Raw genomic sequence first — 14,676 nt, 5'->3', positions numbered from 1 at the left:
GCGTCGGCCCGCTCGGCCCGGGTTCGACCGTTGACGCGGGGCGGAACAAGCCGATTATTCGGCCGGCAAAGTGCCGGCCGAGCGAGCATCGGGGGAACCGCGAATACGTGTCCGGCCGAGTACGGTTCCGTCCGGGCCGACCCGGCCGCACCCCAGTGCGACATCGGGGATCAATCCGGGGTGGGGAAGTCGACGCTGGTCAACGAACTCGTGCCGAACACGGCGTAGGCCAGCACGACGAACACAACGGTCCAGGCCGCGGCTCCGGCCGCCCACCGGCGCGATCTCACGGCCCCATCGTAGGTCGTGCCGTTCATCCGTCATGCTGACCGGATGAGCGGACAGGCATGGAACGACAACGGATTCCTCGAGGCCGACGATTCGGCCGCGCAGGTGCGCGAACTGCTGCGCACCGATCCGACCAGCAAGGCATGGCTGTTCCTGCCCCGGCACGAGACGGACGCACTCGACCAGGCGGCGACGCACCTCGGCATCGATGCACTGGCCATCGAGGACATCCTCGGCGAGCGGGAGCCGATGAAACTCGACTGGATCGACTCGACGTTGGTCGCCGTCCTGCGGTGGGTGTCCTTCGACGTCACCACCGGCGAACTGACGGCGCTGCCTGTCTCGGTGTTGGCCGGTCCTCGTGCGGTCATCGTGTTGACCGACGAGGAGCATTGCCGCGAACTGGCCGACGTCCTGCGCAAGCGCGGCCCGGCCATCCTGTCCGACGGGATACCGGCCGCCCTGCACGCCGTCGTCGACACCGTGGTGGACGCCATCACGGCCGTCCTGCTGGTCATGGAGGACGCGGTCGACAAGTTGTCGGAGACGTTGTTCGACGACCGACCGCTGATCAAGGCCGAGCAGCTGTACGCGTTCCGCGTCCGGCGCGCGCTGGCCCACCTGCGCCGCGTCACCACCCCGATGCGTGACATCGCCGCCGGCCTGGCCAATGCGGCCGGCCGGGCCGCGGCCCGGCACAACACCGACGACCCAGAGCCGACCGACGATGCCGAACGGCTCCTCGGGCTCCGGAGCGTCCGGGAGTTCTCCGACGTGGCCGACCACGCCGAACACGCCGGCCAGAATGCCGACGGCCTGCGGGACGTCATCTCGTCGATGTACGAGACCAACCTGGCTCTGGCCGACGTCCATCTGAACACGGTGATGAAGAAGTTGACCGGCTGGGCGGCGATCATCGCCGTCCCGACCCTGATCACCGGATTCATGGGAATGAACGTGCCCTATCCGGGATTTCAGTCCGAGGTCGGTTTCCTGATCGCCTTCGTCGTGATGATCACGGCGGTGCTCACCCTGTTCGTGACGCTCCGTCGGCGCGACTGGATCTGATCAGCCGCGAACGGTGAGTCCGACCTTCTGGAATTCCTTCAGGTCGGAGTAGCCGGACTTGGCCATCGCCCGGCGCAGAGCGCCGAAGAGATTGCTGGTGCCGTCCGCGCTGACCGCCGGGCCGAGCAACAACTGCTCCAGCGGCACGTCGGCGAAACCGCAGGGCCCGGCGAAACCGCGCGGCAGGATCGGGTGGGCCGCGGTGGTGGGCCAGAACCAGCCGCCGGCGGGAGCTTCCTTGGCCTCGGTGAGTGGCTCCCCCAGCATGACGGCGTCGGCGCCGCAGGCGATCGCCTTGGCGATGTCGGCGCTGGTGTGCAGGTCCCCGGCCGCGATGACGTGCACGTACCGGCCGCCGGTCTCGTCCAGGTAGGAGCGGCGGGCCGCCGCCGCGTCGGCGATGGCCGTCGCCATCGGCACCGAGATGCCCAGCACCTCGGAGGTGGTGGCGTGGCTGCCGCTGCCGGTCCCGACGATGACGCCGGCCGCGCCGGTCCGCATCAGGTGGGTGGCGGTCTGGTAGTTGGTGGCACCGCCGACGATCACCGGGACGTCCAGATCGGCGATGAACGACTTGAGGTTCAGCGCCTCGCCGTCGTCCTGGACATGCTCGGCCGAGACGATGGTGCCCTGGATGATCAGCATCTCGACCCCGGCGGCGATGGCCTTCGGGGCCAGCGTGGCCGCGTTCTGGGGCGACAGCCGAACGGCGACCGTCGAGCCGCCGTTCCGCAGCGTCCCGATGGCCTCGGTCAGCAGGTCGATCGACACCGGCTCGGCGTAGGCGGCCTGCAGCTTGGCCAGCACATCGGTGGCTTCCGCGTCCGGGCCGAGGGCGACGATGCCGTCGATGACCTTCTGCGGGTTGGCGTGGCGGGCCCACAAGCCCTCCCCGTCAATGACGCCGAGTCCGCCGAGCTTGCCGACCTGGGTGGCAACGGCCGGGGACACGACCGCGTCGCACGCCGCCGTGATCAACGGGATCTCGAACCGGTAGGCATCGATCTGCCAGGACGTCGACACCTTCGAGGACGAACGGGTGCGCCGCGAGGGCACGATGCCGATGTCGTCCAGCCCGTACGTGCGGCGGGCGGTGCGGCCCATGCCGATCTCAACGGTCTCGTTCAAGGTGTGCTCCTGGGTTCTGCTGGATCTGAGGACGAGGCGTGGACGGCGTACGACCGGAGGACGGCAACTCCGCGACCCGTAGTGCTGGTGGACACTCGTCATGCCGCCGGCGGCATGACGAGTGACGACCAGACATTACAAGTGCCCAACGGGGCCCGGCGCCCAACGGGGCCCGGCGCCCAACGGGGCCCGGCGCCCAACGGGGCCCGGCGCGCACCGGTACCCGACGCCCACCCGTCCCGTCCGACCCTCAGCGATCGAAGTAGTTCGGCGCCTCAGTCGTGATGGTGATGTCGTGCGGATGCGATTCCTTGAGGCCGGCTGCGGTGATGCGGACCAGGCTGGCTTCCTGCAGGCGGGCGATGGTCCGGGAACCGGTGTATCCCATGGCCGCGCGCAGACCGCCGATCAACTGGTGCGTGACGTCGGACAGCTTGCCGCGATACGGGACCCGGCCCTCGATCCCCTCCGGGACCAGCTTGTCGTCGGAGAGCACGTCGTCCTGCCCGTACCGCGACTTCGAGTACGCCTTCGTCTGGCCGCGTGACTGCATCGCGCCGAGCGAACCCATACCGCGGTAGCTCTTGTACTGCTTGCCGTTCACGAAGATCAGCTCGCCCGGCGATTCGGACACGCCGGCCAGCAGCGACCCGAGCATCACGGTGTCGGCGCCGACCGCGATCGCCTTGGCGATGTCGCCCGAGTACTGCAGCCCGCCGTCACCGATCAGCGGGATGCCGGCCGGCCGGCACGCCTTGGCCGCCTGGTGGATCGCCGTCACCTGGGGAACACCGATACCGGTGACGATCCGGGTGGTGCAGATGGAGCCGGGGCCGACCCCGACCTTGACCGCGTCCGCACCCGCGTCGATCAGCGACTGGGCACCGGCCTGGGTGGCGACGTTCCCGCCGACGACGTCGACGTGCCGCCCGACCAGGTCCTTCTTCAACCGAGCGACCATGTCGGCCACGGCCCGGGAGTGTCCGTGCGCGGTGTCGACGATCAGGACGTCGACCCCGGCGTCGACCAAGCCCATGGCCCGGGCGTGGGCGGCATCACCGACGCTGACCGCGGCGGCGACGAGCAGGCGGCCGTCACGGTCCTTGGTCGCGTTCGGGTACTGCTCGGTCTTGGTGAAGTCCTTGACGGTGATCAGGCCGCGCAGTTTGCCGTCCCCGTCGACCAGCGGCAGCTTCTCGATCTTGTGCTTGCGCAGCAGGCCCAGAGCCACGTCCGCGGTGCATCCGACGGGGGCGGTCACCAACGGCATCGGGGTCATGACCTCCCGGACGGGCCGCGACATGTCCACCTCGAACCGCATGTCCCGGTTGGTGATGATGCCGACCAGATGACCCTCGGCGTCGGTGACCGGCACGCCGGAGATCCGGAACATCGCGCACATGCCGTCGGCCTCGCCGATGGTGGCGTCCGGTGAGCAGGTGATCGGATCGGTCACCATTCCGGCCTCGGACCGCTTGACGATCTCCACCTGGGTGGCCTGGTTCTCCGGCTGCATGTTGTAGTGCAGCACGCCGATCCCACCCTGCCGGGCCATGGCGATCGCCATTCTCGACTCGGTGACGGTGTCCATGGCCGAGGAGACCAACGGAATCTTCAGCGACACGTTCCGGGTCAGCCGGGTGCGGGTGTCGGCCTCACTGGGGACCAGGTCGGACGCGTCCGGCAGCAACAACACGTCGTCATAGGTGAGCCCGATGAGTGAGAACTTGTCGTCCGTCGGGGCAGCGGAGCCGGCGGAGTTGTTCGGGAGTGCAAAACGGTCTGACATGCAAAGCCTTCCTGGCGATCCTTTGCGTCAGTCTAGGCGCGTCGGCGGCCCCGAGGACCGCACGTCGGGAGCGGCCCCGGACTCACTGTCCTTACGTGGTGATGTCAGCAGCCGAAACGTCCTGCGGCGCTACGGCGGTGGTCTGGCCGTCCGGGGTCTGGGTCTGCGTCGGCAGTTCCGAGGTGGTCGAGGTCTCCGTGCTCGCCTGAGAGCCGGCCGTCGTTCCCGGATCGGTCGACGACGGCGACGTCGAGGGGCTGGGGTCGGGCGTGGTCGTGGCATCGGTGCCCGACGGGCCGGACGCCGTGGTCGGCGCGGGCGTGACGACAGTGGTGCGCGGGATCACCACCGGGGGCGGGACGACGGTCGCTCTGGACGGTCCGGTGGTGCGGGCCGGGACGGTCGGAGCCGCTGCGGTCGACGGGTGGACGGAGGCGGAACCCGATCCGGTGCCGCGCCCGGCATCGGCGGCCGTCGCCGGTGGGACGCCGGAATCGCGGGTGGTGCCGGCCGAAGGTTTCGAGGTCCCGGCCACGACCGGTCGCGATACGTCCGGAATCGTCGGGCGGGGCGACGACCCGGACACGGTGGCCTGCAGGCTGTTGGTCGCCTCGTTCCACAGTCGGGTCAGGTCGTCCTGCAGGGCCTGTTTGCCGTCGGTCGTCAGCACCTTCTGGACCTCACCCGAGGCCGAGGTCAGGGCCACCAGGGCACTCTGCGGCTGATGCTGGACCAGCGCGTCGCGAGCGATACCGAGCGATGCCTTCACCGCGAGCCCCGCCTGTACCGAGGTCGCGTGGTCGGCGTAGAGCACCTGGGCCAACGGCCACAGCGCGTCGCCGGGCTGCGCGTGCTGCGCGCCGATCGCCGCCGACCCGAACAACAGGGCCGAGATCGCCACGGCGACACCGAGAATCGGGCGCAGTGCGCGTCGGGCGGGCCTGGCCTTCGGCGCCGCGGCCCTGATCGCCTCGTCGACGGTCGGCGCATCGGGCCACTGGGGATCGACGATGTCGGCCCGCCACGTGGCGAGCAACGGGGCCAGCCCTCCCGGACCGGAACGCACGCCGGTGGCGGGTTCGGGGAACACATCGCCCTGCCCGGCCGCGATGCGGTCAAGGAGCAGGTCGTCGGCGGTGATCAGCGTCAGGTCGTCCATCACCGCCTCGGCCACGGAGAAGTCGACGCCGGCGGTGTCACCGGAGGCCGCACGGGCACGCGTCGACCGCGCCGTGTCCATCAACACCACGGAGCCGCGCCCGGCCCCGAGCTCGGGTGCCCTGTGCCGGCCCATCAGACCACCTGCTCGAGCAGGCTGTGGTTACTCTCCAACACCGTCCGCAACTTCGTCAGGGCCCGGTGCTGGGCGACGCGCACAGCGCCCGCCGTCATGCCGAGAGCGTCGGCCGTCTCCTCGGCCGACAGGCCGACGGCAACCCGGAGACGCAGGATCTCCTGCTGCGTCGGCGGCAGGGTGCCGAGCAACGAGGCCATGGTGCCGGCCACACTGGCGTCAACCGCGTTCTGCTCGGGTCCGAGATCGTTGCTGGTCGTCTCGGGGACGTCGGCCACGGGGATCGACTTGGACCGGCCGGCCGCGCGATGCGCGTCCACCACCTTGTGCGCGGCGATGCCGTACACGAAGGCCAGGAATGGGCGTCCGTCACGTCGATAGGTGGGCAATGCCGTCACCACGGCCATGCACACCTCCTGCGCTACATCATCAGCGGTTGACAGCGAACGGTGTCCGGCAGACAGTCTGGAACGGCAATAGCGGACTATGAGTGGATGAACGCGGGCCAGCAGGACGCCAAGCGCTGCGCGGTCCCCACCGACAGCACTGTCGACCACCGAATCGAATCCGGCGCCGTCTCTCGCGTCCTCTACCTGGTCCATCGTTGTAACAGGTCCGTCCGTTACATGACCGGCAGGTGTCCCCGCCGTTGCCCGCCGGTCCGTGCAGCGCACGCCCGGTGTCGTTCACGATCCGCCGAGGTCGTGTGGGGTCGATGATAACCGGCCGGTGACCCAGCGGACAGGGTCCCTCGGGGCCGCATCCGCCGGCCCGAGGGCGGCTCGCGCGATGAACCCGCTACGCGACCAGGCCGCGGCGGAAGCCGACCGCCACGGCCTGCGCCCGGTCGCGGGCGCCGAGCTTGCGGAACAGACGGCGGGCATGGGTCTTGATGGTGTCCTCCGAGAGGAAGAGCTCCTTGCCGATCTCTCCGTTGGACTGGCCCTGGCTCATCCCCCGCAGCACCTGCAGTTCACGCTCGGTGAGCTGGGCCTGACCGTCCACCGCATCGCGGGGCGAGGGGATGCGCGGACTGGTGAGCGTGTCGGCCAGGGCCGCCACGATCTCCGGCTGAGTCGCGTCCCATCGCAGGAATCCACGGGCGCCGCACGCGATGGCGGCGGCGATCGATGCGGTGTCGTCGGGCGAGCCGAACACGATGACCACGGCCGACGGATGGATCGCGAGCAGACGCCGGGTCGCCTCGATTCCACTGGTCAGCGCCCGTTGGGTCCCGATGAGGACGACGTCCGCGGCTTCGCGTCCGTAGCGGCTGAGCAGTTCGTCCCCGCTCCCGACACAGTCGATCCCGGACACCGAGGGAACGGAAGCCATGACCCGGTTCAAACCGTCACGAGCACTCCGGCGTTCGTCGCAGATCAGCACGCTCGTCACGTCAGCCTTCTTTCCAGATCGTCGTCGGCCAGGAGCCGGCCGGCGGATTTCACCCGTCGGTCGGCATCAACCGAGCGGGCGGGGGTATTAGTTGTCGGCAGTTCCCGGAGCTCCACGACCGAGTGGCGCCCGTTCGAGGACAACCGAAGTTCACTTTTGGGACACATTCGGGCAAACCATGACAAAAAGATTGACAACCTTGACGGAGTGTAGGTGTGGTGTAGCTCTGTGTATGACGATTCCTCAGGCCGATACCCAATCGTGATGACGGAGCGCGCGCCGCATCCCCAATTCGAGGCCGCCGACCACCCGTTCATCACCCGTCGGACCCGATCATCGGGGGTTAGACCCCCTACGCCTCGTGTTCGAAAGGTCGGGCAAGACGCGTTTGCGGTGTTCGCGCCGCCGGGAAGTCGATCTTCGTCGCCGGATGATCCACTCTTGATGCGACGCCCGATGGGGCCTAGGGTCAAGATCACAGCAGCGTCGATATCAATGCGGATGCGACCAGAGCGGAACTGAGTTCGGGCACCCTGCCGGACCATCCTGACCGCGCTTGCCGGCACCGCAGATGTCGATGAGGGCGAGCGACGGAGGTGGGCATCACGATGGCCGATACCAGGCGTCTTCCCGGACCCAATGCCGACGTGTGGGACTGGCAGCTGCACGCCGCCTGCCGCGGAATGGCCAGTTCCTACTTCTTCCACCCCGAGGGGGAACGCGGCCCGGCCCGAGCCCGCCGCGAGGCCACCGCCAAGGCCGTCTGCCACGAGTGCCCCGCGCTGGCGGCCTGCCGGGCTCATGCCCTCGAGGTCCACGAGCCGTACGGCATCTGGGGGGGCCTCTCGGAGGGAGAACGCCAGCAGATCCTGGCGCTGTCGGTGCAGGCCGGCTGAGATTCGCCCACCCCCGGTGCCGGCCGGGGGATCAGTACCGCTGGGGTCGCGCCGCCGCGGCATGGCCCCGTGTCCGGCGCCGCCCGTCGGCCGCCCCCTCAGCGCACAATCGTGCACATCGCCCGGGGCGACTGCGCTCCGGCGAGGGACGGCGGGCCACTTCTGCGGCATGGCCACGACATTAGACCAGTCCAAACCGGTCTGTCACCCCATCGCGCGCGGCGGCCATCACTCCAACAGTTGAAATTCGCTCCTATCGGCGTCCGTCATACGACCCTGCGCATGCACTACGAACCGCAATGCCTCACATGACAGGACAATCGCTCCGATGGGCCCCGTCGGAGTGAGGACGGCGGGGGACCTGGGCCCGGGCCACCACCCGAGGCTGTCGGACGCCGGCGCCTGGAACGCAAAGAGCGGGCAACCTCGGACCGATGTCCGGGCTGCCCGCTCTTCGGCGGGAGGTCACCGCCTTCCGGCGGCGCCGCCTCCGTTCAGTGCTGTGCGGTCAGTGCTGGTGACCGTGGTGGCCACCGGTCGCCGCCGGCGCGTCCTCGGGGATGTCGGTGACGGTGCTGGCCGTGGTCAGCACCATTCCGGCGATGGAGGCAGCGTTCGCGACGGCCGACTTCGTCACCTTGACCGGGTCGATGATCCCGGCCGCGATCAAGTCGGTGAACTCGTCACGGGCCGCGTCATACCCGTGGCCGACGGGCAGCTCGGCAATCGAGTTGACCACGACGGCGCCTTCCTTGCCTGCGTTCGCCGCGATCCAGTAGGCCGGCGCACGCAGAGCACGACGCACGATGGCCACGCCGGTGCCCTCGTCGCCGCCGAGCTGGGCCTCGAGTTCGTCCAGCTCCAGCGAGGCGTGGACCAGCGCGGAACCGCCGCCGGCGATGATGCCCTCAGCGACGGCGGCCTTGGTGGCGGCCACGGCATCCTCGATGCGGTGCTTGCGTTCCTTGGCCTCGGTCTCGGTGGCTGCCCCGACCTTGATCACCGCGACACCGCCGGCCAGCTTGGCCAGCCGTTCCTGCAACTTCTCCCGATCCCAGTCGGAATCGGTCGCGTCGATCTCGGCCTTGATCTGGGCCGCGCGATCCTTGATCGCCTCGGCCGAACCGCCGCCGTCGACGATGGTCGTGCCGTCCTTGGTGACCGTCACGCGGCGGACGGTGCCCAGGACCTCGAGCCCGACATCCTTGAGCTTGAGCCCGACCTCCGGGGAGACCACCTCGGCCCCGGTGACGATGGCCAGGTCCTGCATGAAGTTCTTCCGTCGGTCACCGAAGTACGGCGACTTGACCGCCACCACCTTGAACGTCTTGCGGATCGCGTTGACGACCAGGGTCGACAGAGCCTCGCCCTCGACGTCCTCGGCCACGATGAGCAGCGGCTTCGACTCGGCGAGGACCTTCTCCAGCAGCGGCAGAAGGTCGGACAGGGCGGAGATCTTGTCGCGGACCAGCAGCACGCCGGCATTCTCCAGAACGGCCTCGGCCGCTTCCGGGTCGGTGGCGAAGTACGGGGAGATGTAACCCTTGTCGAACTGCACGCCATCGGTGTACTCGAGCTCGACCGTCTGGCCACCGTGCTCCTCGACGGTGACGACGCCGTCGGCGCCGACCTTGTCGATGGCCTCGCCCAGCAGGTCGCCGATGTGCTCGTCGCGGGAGGCGATGGTGCCGACCTGCGCGATGGCGGCGCGGTCCCCGACCACCGGGGTGGCCCGCGACTCCAGGATCGAGATGACCTTGTCGGCCGCCTTGGTGATGCCGGACCGGAGCGCGAGCGGATCGGCGCCGGCGGCGACGTTGCGGAGGCCTTCGGTGACCAGGGCCTGGGCCAGGACGGTGGCGGTCGTGGTGCCGTCACCGGCCACGTCGTTGGTCTTGGTCGCCGCGGTCTTGGCCAGCTGCGCGCCCAGGTTCTCGCCGGCGTCGTCGAGGTCGATCTCGCGGGCGATGGTGACACCGTCATTGGTGACCGTCGGGCCACCGAACTTCTTGTCCAGCACCACATACCGGCCGCGGGGGCCGAGAGTGATCTTGACTGCGTCGGCCAGCTTGTCGACTCCGCGCTGCAGCGCGGACCGAGCGGCCGAATCGAAGCTGATCTGCTTCGCCATGGATATGCCAGTCCTTCGTCAGGGGTGTTCGGGATGTGCGTCAGGTGCGTGAAACACCTGCGCCCCGACCCGGCACGAATGCGGAGGATCGGGGCGCAGGGGGAACTCAGTGACGAAACGTCACTTGGTGACCTTGGCCAGCACGTCGCGGGCCGAGAGGATCAGGTACTCCTGGCCCGAGTACTTGACCTCGGTGCCGCCGTACTTGGAGTAGATGACGACGTCGCCTTCAGCGACATCCAGCGGAACGCGGTTGCCGTTGTCGTCGACACGGCCCGGTCCGACCGCAAGGACGGTGCCCTCCTGGGGCTTCTCCTTGGCGGTATCAGGGATGACGATGCCGGACGCGGTAGTCGTCTCGGCCTCGTTGGCCTGGACGAGGATCTTGTCCTCGAGCGGCTGGATCTTCACGCTCGCCACGATGTGATCTCCCCCTTCTGGGGTTGTGAAAGGTTGCTGCGGATGGTTTTTCGATTGTGCGGGCCCATGTTGCGAGGCATCGACCCAACCGTGCGCCTTCGGACCGTCGTCGCGGGAGCCGGACCGTCGTTGCACCGTTCAACTAGCACTCTAACCACGAGAGTGCCAGGGCTCAACCCGGGGGTCGATGTTTGTTGCCGGTGGGCGCCTCGACGGGCGCGCGCGGCCGACAGTTCAGCCGCTCGGAGGCGGAAAACCGGGCGGTCGGGCGATCCCCGACGGCGGGGAGCCTATTCGTCGGAGGCCGAGTCGGCCAGCACGTCACGGAGCCGGTAGACCGGGGCCAGGGCCTCCGCCAGCTGGCCGGTGCCGGTCCACTGCCCGATCCACTCGTTGTCGTCCACCAGCACGATCCGGTTGACGGCCCCAGTGGCCACCTGGCGGCGGGCCGGGTTCAACTCGATCTCGAGGTCGGCGAACCAGGCGAGCAGGTCGGTCGAGTCGGGCGCGGTGCCCAGCACGTCGGGTTCGAAGGCCGACAGCAGCAGGGCCAGGGCGACCAGGGCCCGGCTGACCTCGGCCGGCTCCAACCCGTCCTCGGACTGGGCAACGGCCCGCAGCGCGCCGGACACCATGTCGCCCACCGCCTTCGGGTCGGCGTCCCGCAACTGGCCGAGGAAGGCAAGCGCATCGTCGTTCTCGAAGATTCCGGTTCCCGTTGCTCCCATCCCAGCAGTATGCCGCCAACCGAAATCGGCCGCCGGGCCGGCCGGTCGCCGTCACCATGGCCCGCTCAGGACGCCGCCGGTCAGGCGGCCAGCACGGCCGAGACGGACATCGCCGGATTGCCGGTCAGGAACGGGCTCGACGGGCGAGCACCGGCGGTGACCACGTGCGCGCCGACCGCGGCGATCATGGCTCCGTTGTCGGTGCACAGCCCTGGCCGCGGAATCCGCAGATGGACGCCGACCGCGGCACACCGGTCGGCGGCCAGGCCCCGCAGCCGGCCGTTGGCGGCGACGCCGCCGGCGATGACCACCGTGCCGATCCCCAGATCGGTTGCCGCCCGGACGGTCTTGGCCGTCAGCACGTCGGCCACGGCCTCCTGGAACGAGGCGCACACGTCCTCCACCGGCACGGTGCCACCGGTCCGTTCGATGCCCTCTACGAAACGGGCCACGGACGTCTTGAGGCCGGAGAAGGAGAAGTCGTACCGCGAGTCCTGCGGACCGGTCAGCCCTCTTGGGAAGCGGATCGCCGTCGGGTCCCCGGTCGCCGCGAGCTGGTCGATGATCGGCCCGCCGGGGTAGCCGAGGCCCAGCAACCGCGCCACCTTGTCGTAGGCCTCACCGGCCGCGTCGTCCACCGTGGTGCCGATCTCGGTGATCCCTCCGGCCAGGTCGTCGATGCGCAGCAGCTGGGTGTGTCCACCCGAGACCAGCAGGGCCAGAGCGGGTTTCGGCAGCAGACCGTGCTCGAGGGTGTCTGCCGCGACGTGCCCGGCCAGGTGGTTGACCCCGAACAGGGGCACCTCCCAGGCCGCCGCGTACGCCTTGGCCGCGGCCACCCCGACCAGCAGTGCGCCGGCCAGACCCGGGCCGCTGGTGACGGCGATGGCATCGATCTCCCCCGGCTTCACCCCGCTCTTGACGAACGCGGTCCGGACCGTGTGCGTCATCGCCTCCAGGTGGGCCCGGGAAGCGATCTCGGGGACCACCCCGCCGAACCGGGCGTGCTGGTCGGAGCTGGACGCCAGTTCGTGGCCGAGGAGTTCCGGGCCCCCGTCGGTGAGGCGGACCAAGCCGGCCCCGGTCTCGTCGCACGAGGACTCGATGCCCAGGATCACGGCCCCTGGGCCCAGTTGAACGATGTCCGTCATGTCTGTCCTTCGCGGTCGGGCGTGGGCTTCTCCATCGTGTAGGCGTCGGCGCCGCTCGGCTGGTAGTACCGCCGGCGCAGGCCTATCCGGGCGAATCCGGAGGATTCGTAGAGGCTGATCGCCGGAGTGTTGTCGGTGCGGACGTCGAGCAGGATCCGGCGATCTCCGGCCGCGGCGATCAGGTCGTCGAGCAACCGCCGGCCGAATCCGTGGCCCTGCATTCCGGGGCGCACCCCGATGGTCTGCACCTCGGCCTCCTCGGCCGAACGGGCCAGGCCCGCGTAGCCGAGCACCGTCCCGTCGGCGGCGGCGATGACGCTGTAGTGGTGGCCGGCAGCCATCTCGGACCAGAACATGGCGGCGGTCCACGGCGAATCGGTGGGAAACAGTTCCTGCTCCAGCTGGGCGATCTGTTCGATGTCCCACCACCGCATGGCCCGCAGGGTCAACAGGTCCGTCATGGCCCGAGCACCGACTTGCGGACCCCCGGTTCGGTGGCGTCCGGCCGGCGCAGGTACAGCGGCGTCAACGGGCCGGGGACCACCCCGGTGACCAGCGCAACCGCGGCCGCGAGGACCAGACCGGCCGAGAGCCGGCCGGCCACCGGGGCCGCCGGGGGACCGTCGACCAGCAGGCCGGTACCGGCCCCGATCATCGCGGTCGGCGCGACGGCGGCTGCCTTCAGGGCCGCGGGTGCGGCGGCCGGCGCGATCGGCGCCGGACCGAACCGGCGGGCACCCTGGGCCGAATACGCCGACAGGTAGACCTCGCGGCGCCGGGCATCGGTGACGACCAGGAAGTCGCCGTCCACCGGGCCGTCGAGAAGGTACGTACGAGCCAGGGCGTCGTGCGAACCGACACCGTGCACCGGGATGTCCAGCGCATCCCCGAGGGCCTGCGCGGTGGCGATGCCGACCCGCAGGCCGGTGAACGGACCGGGGCCCAGCCCGACCACCACCGCGTCGAGGTCCTTCAAGGTGTGTCCGGCCTCGGCCAGCGCGGCCGCGACCAGCGGCATCAGTTGTTCGGCGTGAGCGAAGCCGCCGGTCACGGTGCGCTCCGCGGCGACCGCGACCGGCGCTGGTGGCTGCTCGCCGATCAGTTCGTGGGGGCGCAGCAGCGACACCACTCCGGCGATCACGGTGGGCGTCGAGGTATCGATGGCGAGCAGCAGCACCGGTCGATTCTAGGGGCGCCCGGGACCGGCGCGGATTCCTGCGGGCCGGGACGGCAGGGCCAGGGCATACATCCTGACCCGGCCGAACGCGGGACCGGCGTGCGGGCGACCGTGGAAGCTCTAGTGTCTTGCACAAGTCGTGACGTCGCGCACGGAGAGGACGGACCCGCTCGTGGCCGAACTGGTGACCCTCGCCGATGTGGCGCGCGCGGCCGGCGTGTCGCTGGCCACGGCCTCGAGGGCGCTGTCGGGCGCAGCCGGCCGCACGGTGGGGGCCGACCTGAAGGCCAAGGTGCTCAAGGCGGCCGCCGATCTGAACTACTCCCCCAACGCCAACGCGCAGGCCATGGTCCGCGGGACCACCACGACCGTCGGGCTGATCGTGCACGACATCGCCGATCCGTTCGCCGCGGCCATCGCGTCCGGGGTGATGGCCGTGGCCGCCGAGCGGGACCTGATCGTCACCATCGCCTCCACCATGTGGGATCCGCAGACCGAGATCCGTCACGTGGAGGCCCTGCGGCGCCAGCGAGCGCGCGCGGTCATCCTGGCCGGTTCGCGGTTCGCCGACGAGAACGGGTACGAGCGACTGGCCTCCGAGGTGGCGGGGATCACCGCGGCCGGGGGGCACGTCTCGGCGATCGGCCAGAAGGCGTTGCCGGTCAACACCCTGGTGCTGGACAACACGGGTGGGGCCCGGCGTCTGGCCCGGGTGCTGTGGAGCCTTGGCTACCGGTCGTTCGCCGTCCTGGCCGGGCCCGAGTCGTTGTTGACCAGCGAGGACCGCTTGGCCGGCTTCCGCGAGGGCCTGGCCGACTGCGGACACGAACTGCCGGACGAGAACGTCATCGCGACCCAGCTGACCCGCGACGGTGGCTACGTGGCGATGACCGAACTGCTCGACCGCGAGGTCGACGTGGAAGCGGTGTTCGCGGTCAACGACGTGATGGCCGTCGGGGCCATGGCGGCCCTGCGCGAGCAGGGATTCCAGGTCCCGCAGGACATGGCGTTGGCCGGCTTCGACGACATCGCCACCCTGCGGGACGTGCAGCCGCCACTCACCACCGTGCGGCTCCCCCTCGTGCACCTCGGCCGCCGCGCGCTGGAGCTGGCGCTGGATCAGGTCGCCGGCCAGGAGCCGTTGGCCTTCACGGTCGTCGGTGAGGTCGTCGTACGGGCGAGCACCCCCGCCCGGAACTGAACCAACGGTG

14 protein-coding genes are annotated in these 14,676 nt (G+C 69.8%); 3 read left to right on the top strand and 11 right to left on the bottom strand.

Annotation, left to right across the window (positions count from 1 at the left end; all coding sequences use genetic code 11):
• Positions 1 to 333 precede the first annotated feature (333 nt).
• Positions 334 to 1,356 carry a magnesium transporter CorA family protein gene (locus BLS97_RS12910; protein ID WP_090476467.1) on the top strand — a complete coding sequence of 341 codons (1,023 nt, stop codon included), beginning with the start codon at positions 334 to 336 and terminating at the stop codon, positions 1,354 to 1,356.
• On the opposite strand, the gene BLS97_RS12905 is transcribed toward BLS97_RS12910, so the two are convergent.
• The 5 genes from BLS97_RS12905 to BLS97_RS12885 form a co-directional block, all read right to left on the bottom strand.
• Entirely contained in the window at positions 1,357 to 2,484 is a 1,128-nt protein-coding gene (locus BLS97_RS12905; protein WP_090476465.1) for a GuaB3 family IMP dehydrogenase-related protein, read from the bottom strand.
• A gap of 250 nt (positions 2,485 to 2,734) precedes the next feature.
• Positions 2,735 to 4,273, bottom strand: coding sequence for an IMP dehydrogenase (gene guaB / locus BLS97_RS12900; RefSeq protein ID WP_090476462.1), 1,539 nt, complete (start codon positions 4,271 to 4,273; stop codon positions 2,735 to 2,737).
• Between the two features lie 91 nt (positions 4,274 to 4,364).
• A complete protein-coding gene (locus BLS97_RS12895) occupies positions 4,365 to 5,567 on the bottom strand; it encodes a hypothetical protein (RefSeq protein ID WP_090476460.1) in 1,203 nt (400 codons plus the stop codon).
• Entirely contained in the window at positions 5,567 to 6,169 is a 603-nt protein-coding gene (locus BLS97_RS12890) for a sigma-70 family RNA polymerase sigma factor (RefSeq protein ID WP_090476458.1), read from the bottom strand. Before BLS97_RS12890 ends, BLS97_RS12895 begins: the two co-directional genes overlap by 1 nt.
• Positions 6,170 to 6,365: 196 nt before the next feature.
• Positions 6,366 to 6,962, bottom strand: a complete 597-nt coding sequence (locus BLS97_RS12885; protein WP_090476456.1) for a response regulator transcription factor — start codon at positions 6,960 to 6,962, stop codon at positions 6,366 to 6,368.
• A 608-nt stretch (positions 6,963 to 7,570) separates the two neighbouring features.
• Here BLS97_RS12885 and BLS97_RS12880 point away from each other — a divergent pair.
• Positions 7,571 to 7,858, top strand: coding sequence for a WhiB family transcriptional regulator (locus BLS97_RS12880; RefSeq protein WP_090482118.1), 288 nt, complete (start codon positions 7,571 to 7,573; stop codon positions 7,856 to 7,858).
• Positions 7,859 to 8,366: 508 nt separating this feature from the next.
• Here the strand turns inward: BLS97_RS12880 and groL are convergent.
• The 6 genes from groL to tsaB form a co-directional block, all read right to left on the bottom strand.
• Complete coding sequence (gene groL, locus BLS97_RS12875; protein WP_090476454.1) at positions 8,367 to 9,989, bottom strand: chaperonin GroEL; 1,623 nt, start codon at positions 9,987 to 9,989, stop codon at positions 8,367 to 8,369.
• A gap of 120 nt (positions 9,990 to 10,109) precedes the next feature.
• Positions 10,110 to 10,409, bottom strand: coding sequence for a co-chaperone GroES (gene groES / locus BLS97_RS12870; protein ID WP_090476452.1), 300 nt, complete (start codon positions 10,407 to 10,409; stop codon positions 10,110 to 10,112).
• Between the two features lie 290 nt (positions 10,410 to 10,699).
• Positions 10,700 to 11,137: a DUF4259 domain-containing protein gene (locus tag BLS97_RS12865; RefSeq protein ID WP_090476449.1), complete on the bottom strand. Its 438-nt coding sequence runs from the start codon at positions 11,135 to 11,137 to the stop codon at positions 10,700 to 10,702.
• An 80-nt stretch (positions 11,138 to 11,217) separates the two neighbouring features.
• Positions 11,218 to 12,288, bottom strand: coding sequence for a tRNA (adenosine(37)-N6)-threonylcarbamoyltransferase complex transferase subunit TsaD (tsaD, locus tag BLS97_RS12860; RefSeq protein ID WP_090476447.1), 1,071 nt, complete (start codon positions 12,286 to 12,288; stop codon positions 11,218 to 11,220).
• On the bottom strand, positions 12,285 to 12,749 hold the full coding sequence (gene rimI / locus BLS97_RS12855; protein ID WP_090476445.1) for a ribosomal protein S18-alanine N-acetyltransferase: 465 nt from the start codon (positions 12,747 to 12,749) through the stop codon (positions 12,285 to 12,287). Before rimI ends, tsaD begins: the two co-directional genes overlap by 4 nt.
• Positions 12,746 to 13,465 (bottom strand): tRNA (adenosine(37)-N6)-threonylcarbamoyltransferase complex dimerization subunit type 1 TsaB, encoded by a 720-nt coding sequence (tsaB, locus tag BLS97_RS12850; RefSeq protein ID WP_090476443.1) that lies wholly within the window; start codon positions 13,463 to 13,465, stop codon positions 12,746 to 12,748. The genes rimI and tsaB overlap by 4 nt, the downstream gene beginning before the upstream one ends.
• Positions 13,466 to 13,637: 172 nt before the next feature.
• Between tsaB and BLS97_RS12845 the strand changes: the two genes are divergently transcribed.
• On the top strand, positions 13,638 to 14,666 hold the full coding sequence (locus BLS97_RS12845; RefSeq protein ID WP_090476442.1) for a LacI family DNA-binding transcriptional regulator: 1,029 nt from the start codon (positions 13,638 to 13,640) through the stop codon (positions 14,664 to 14,666).
• The last annotated feature ends 10 nt before the right edge of the window (positions 14,667 to 14,676 follow it).

This window comes from Nakamurella panacisegetis, assembly GCF_900104535.1.
Taxonomy (GTDB): Bacteria; Actinomycetota; Actinomycetes; order Mycobacteriales; family Nakamurellaceae; genus Nakamurella; species Nakamurella panacisegetis.
Note: the sequence above shows the minus strand (reverse complement) of the source record. Positions and strands in the feature narration are given on the sequence as shown.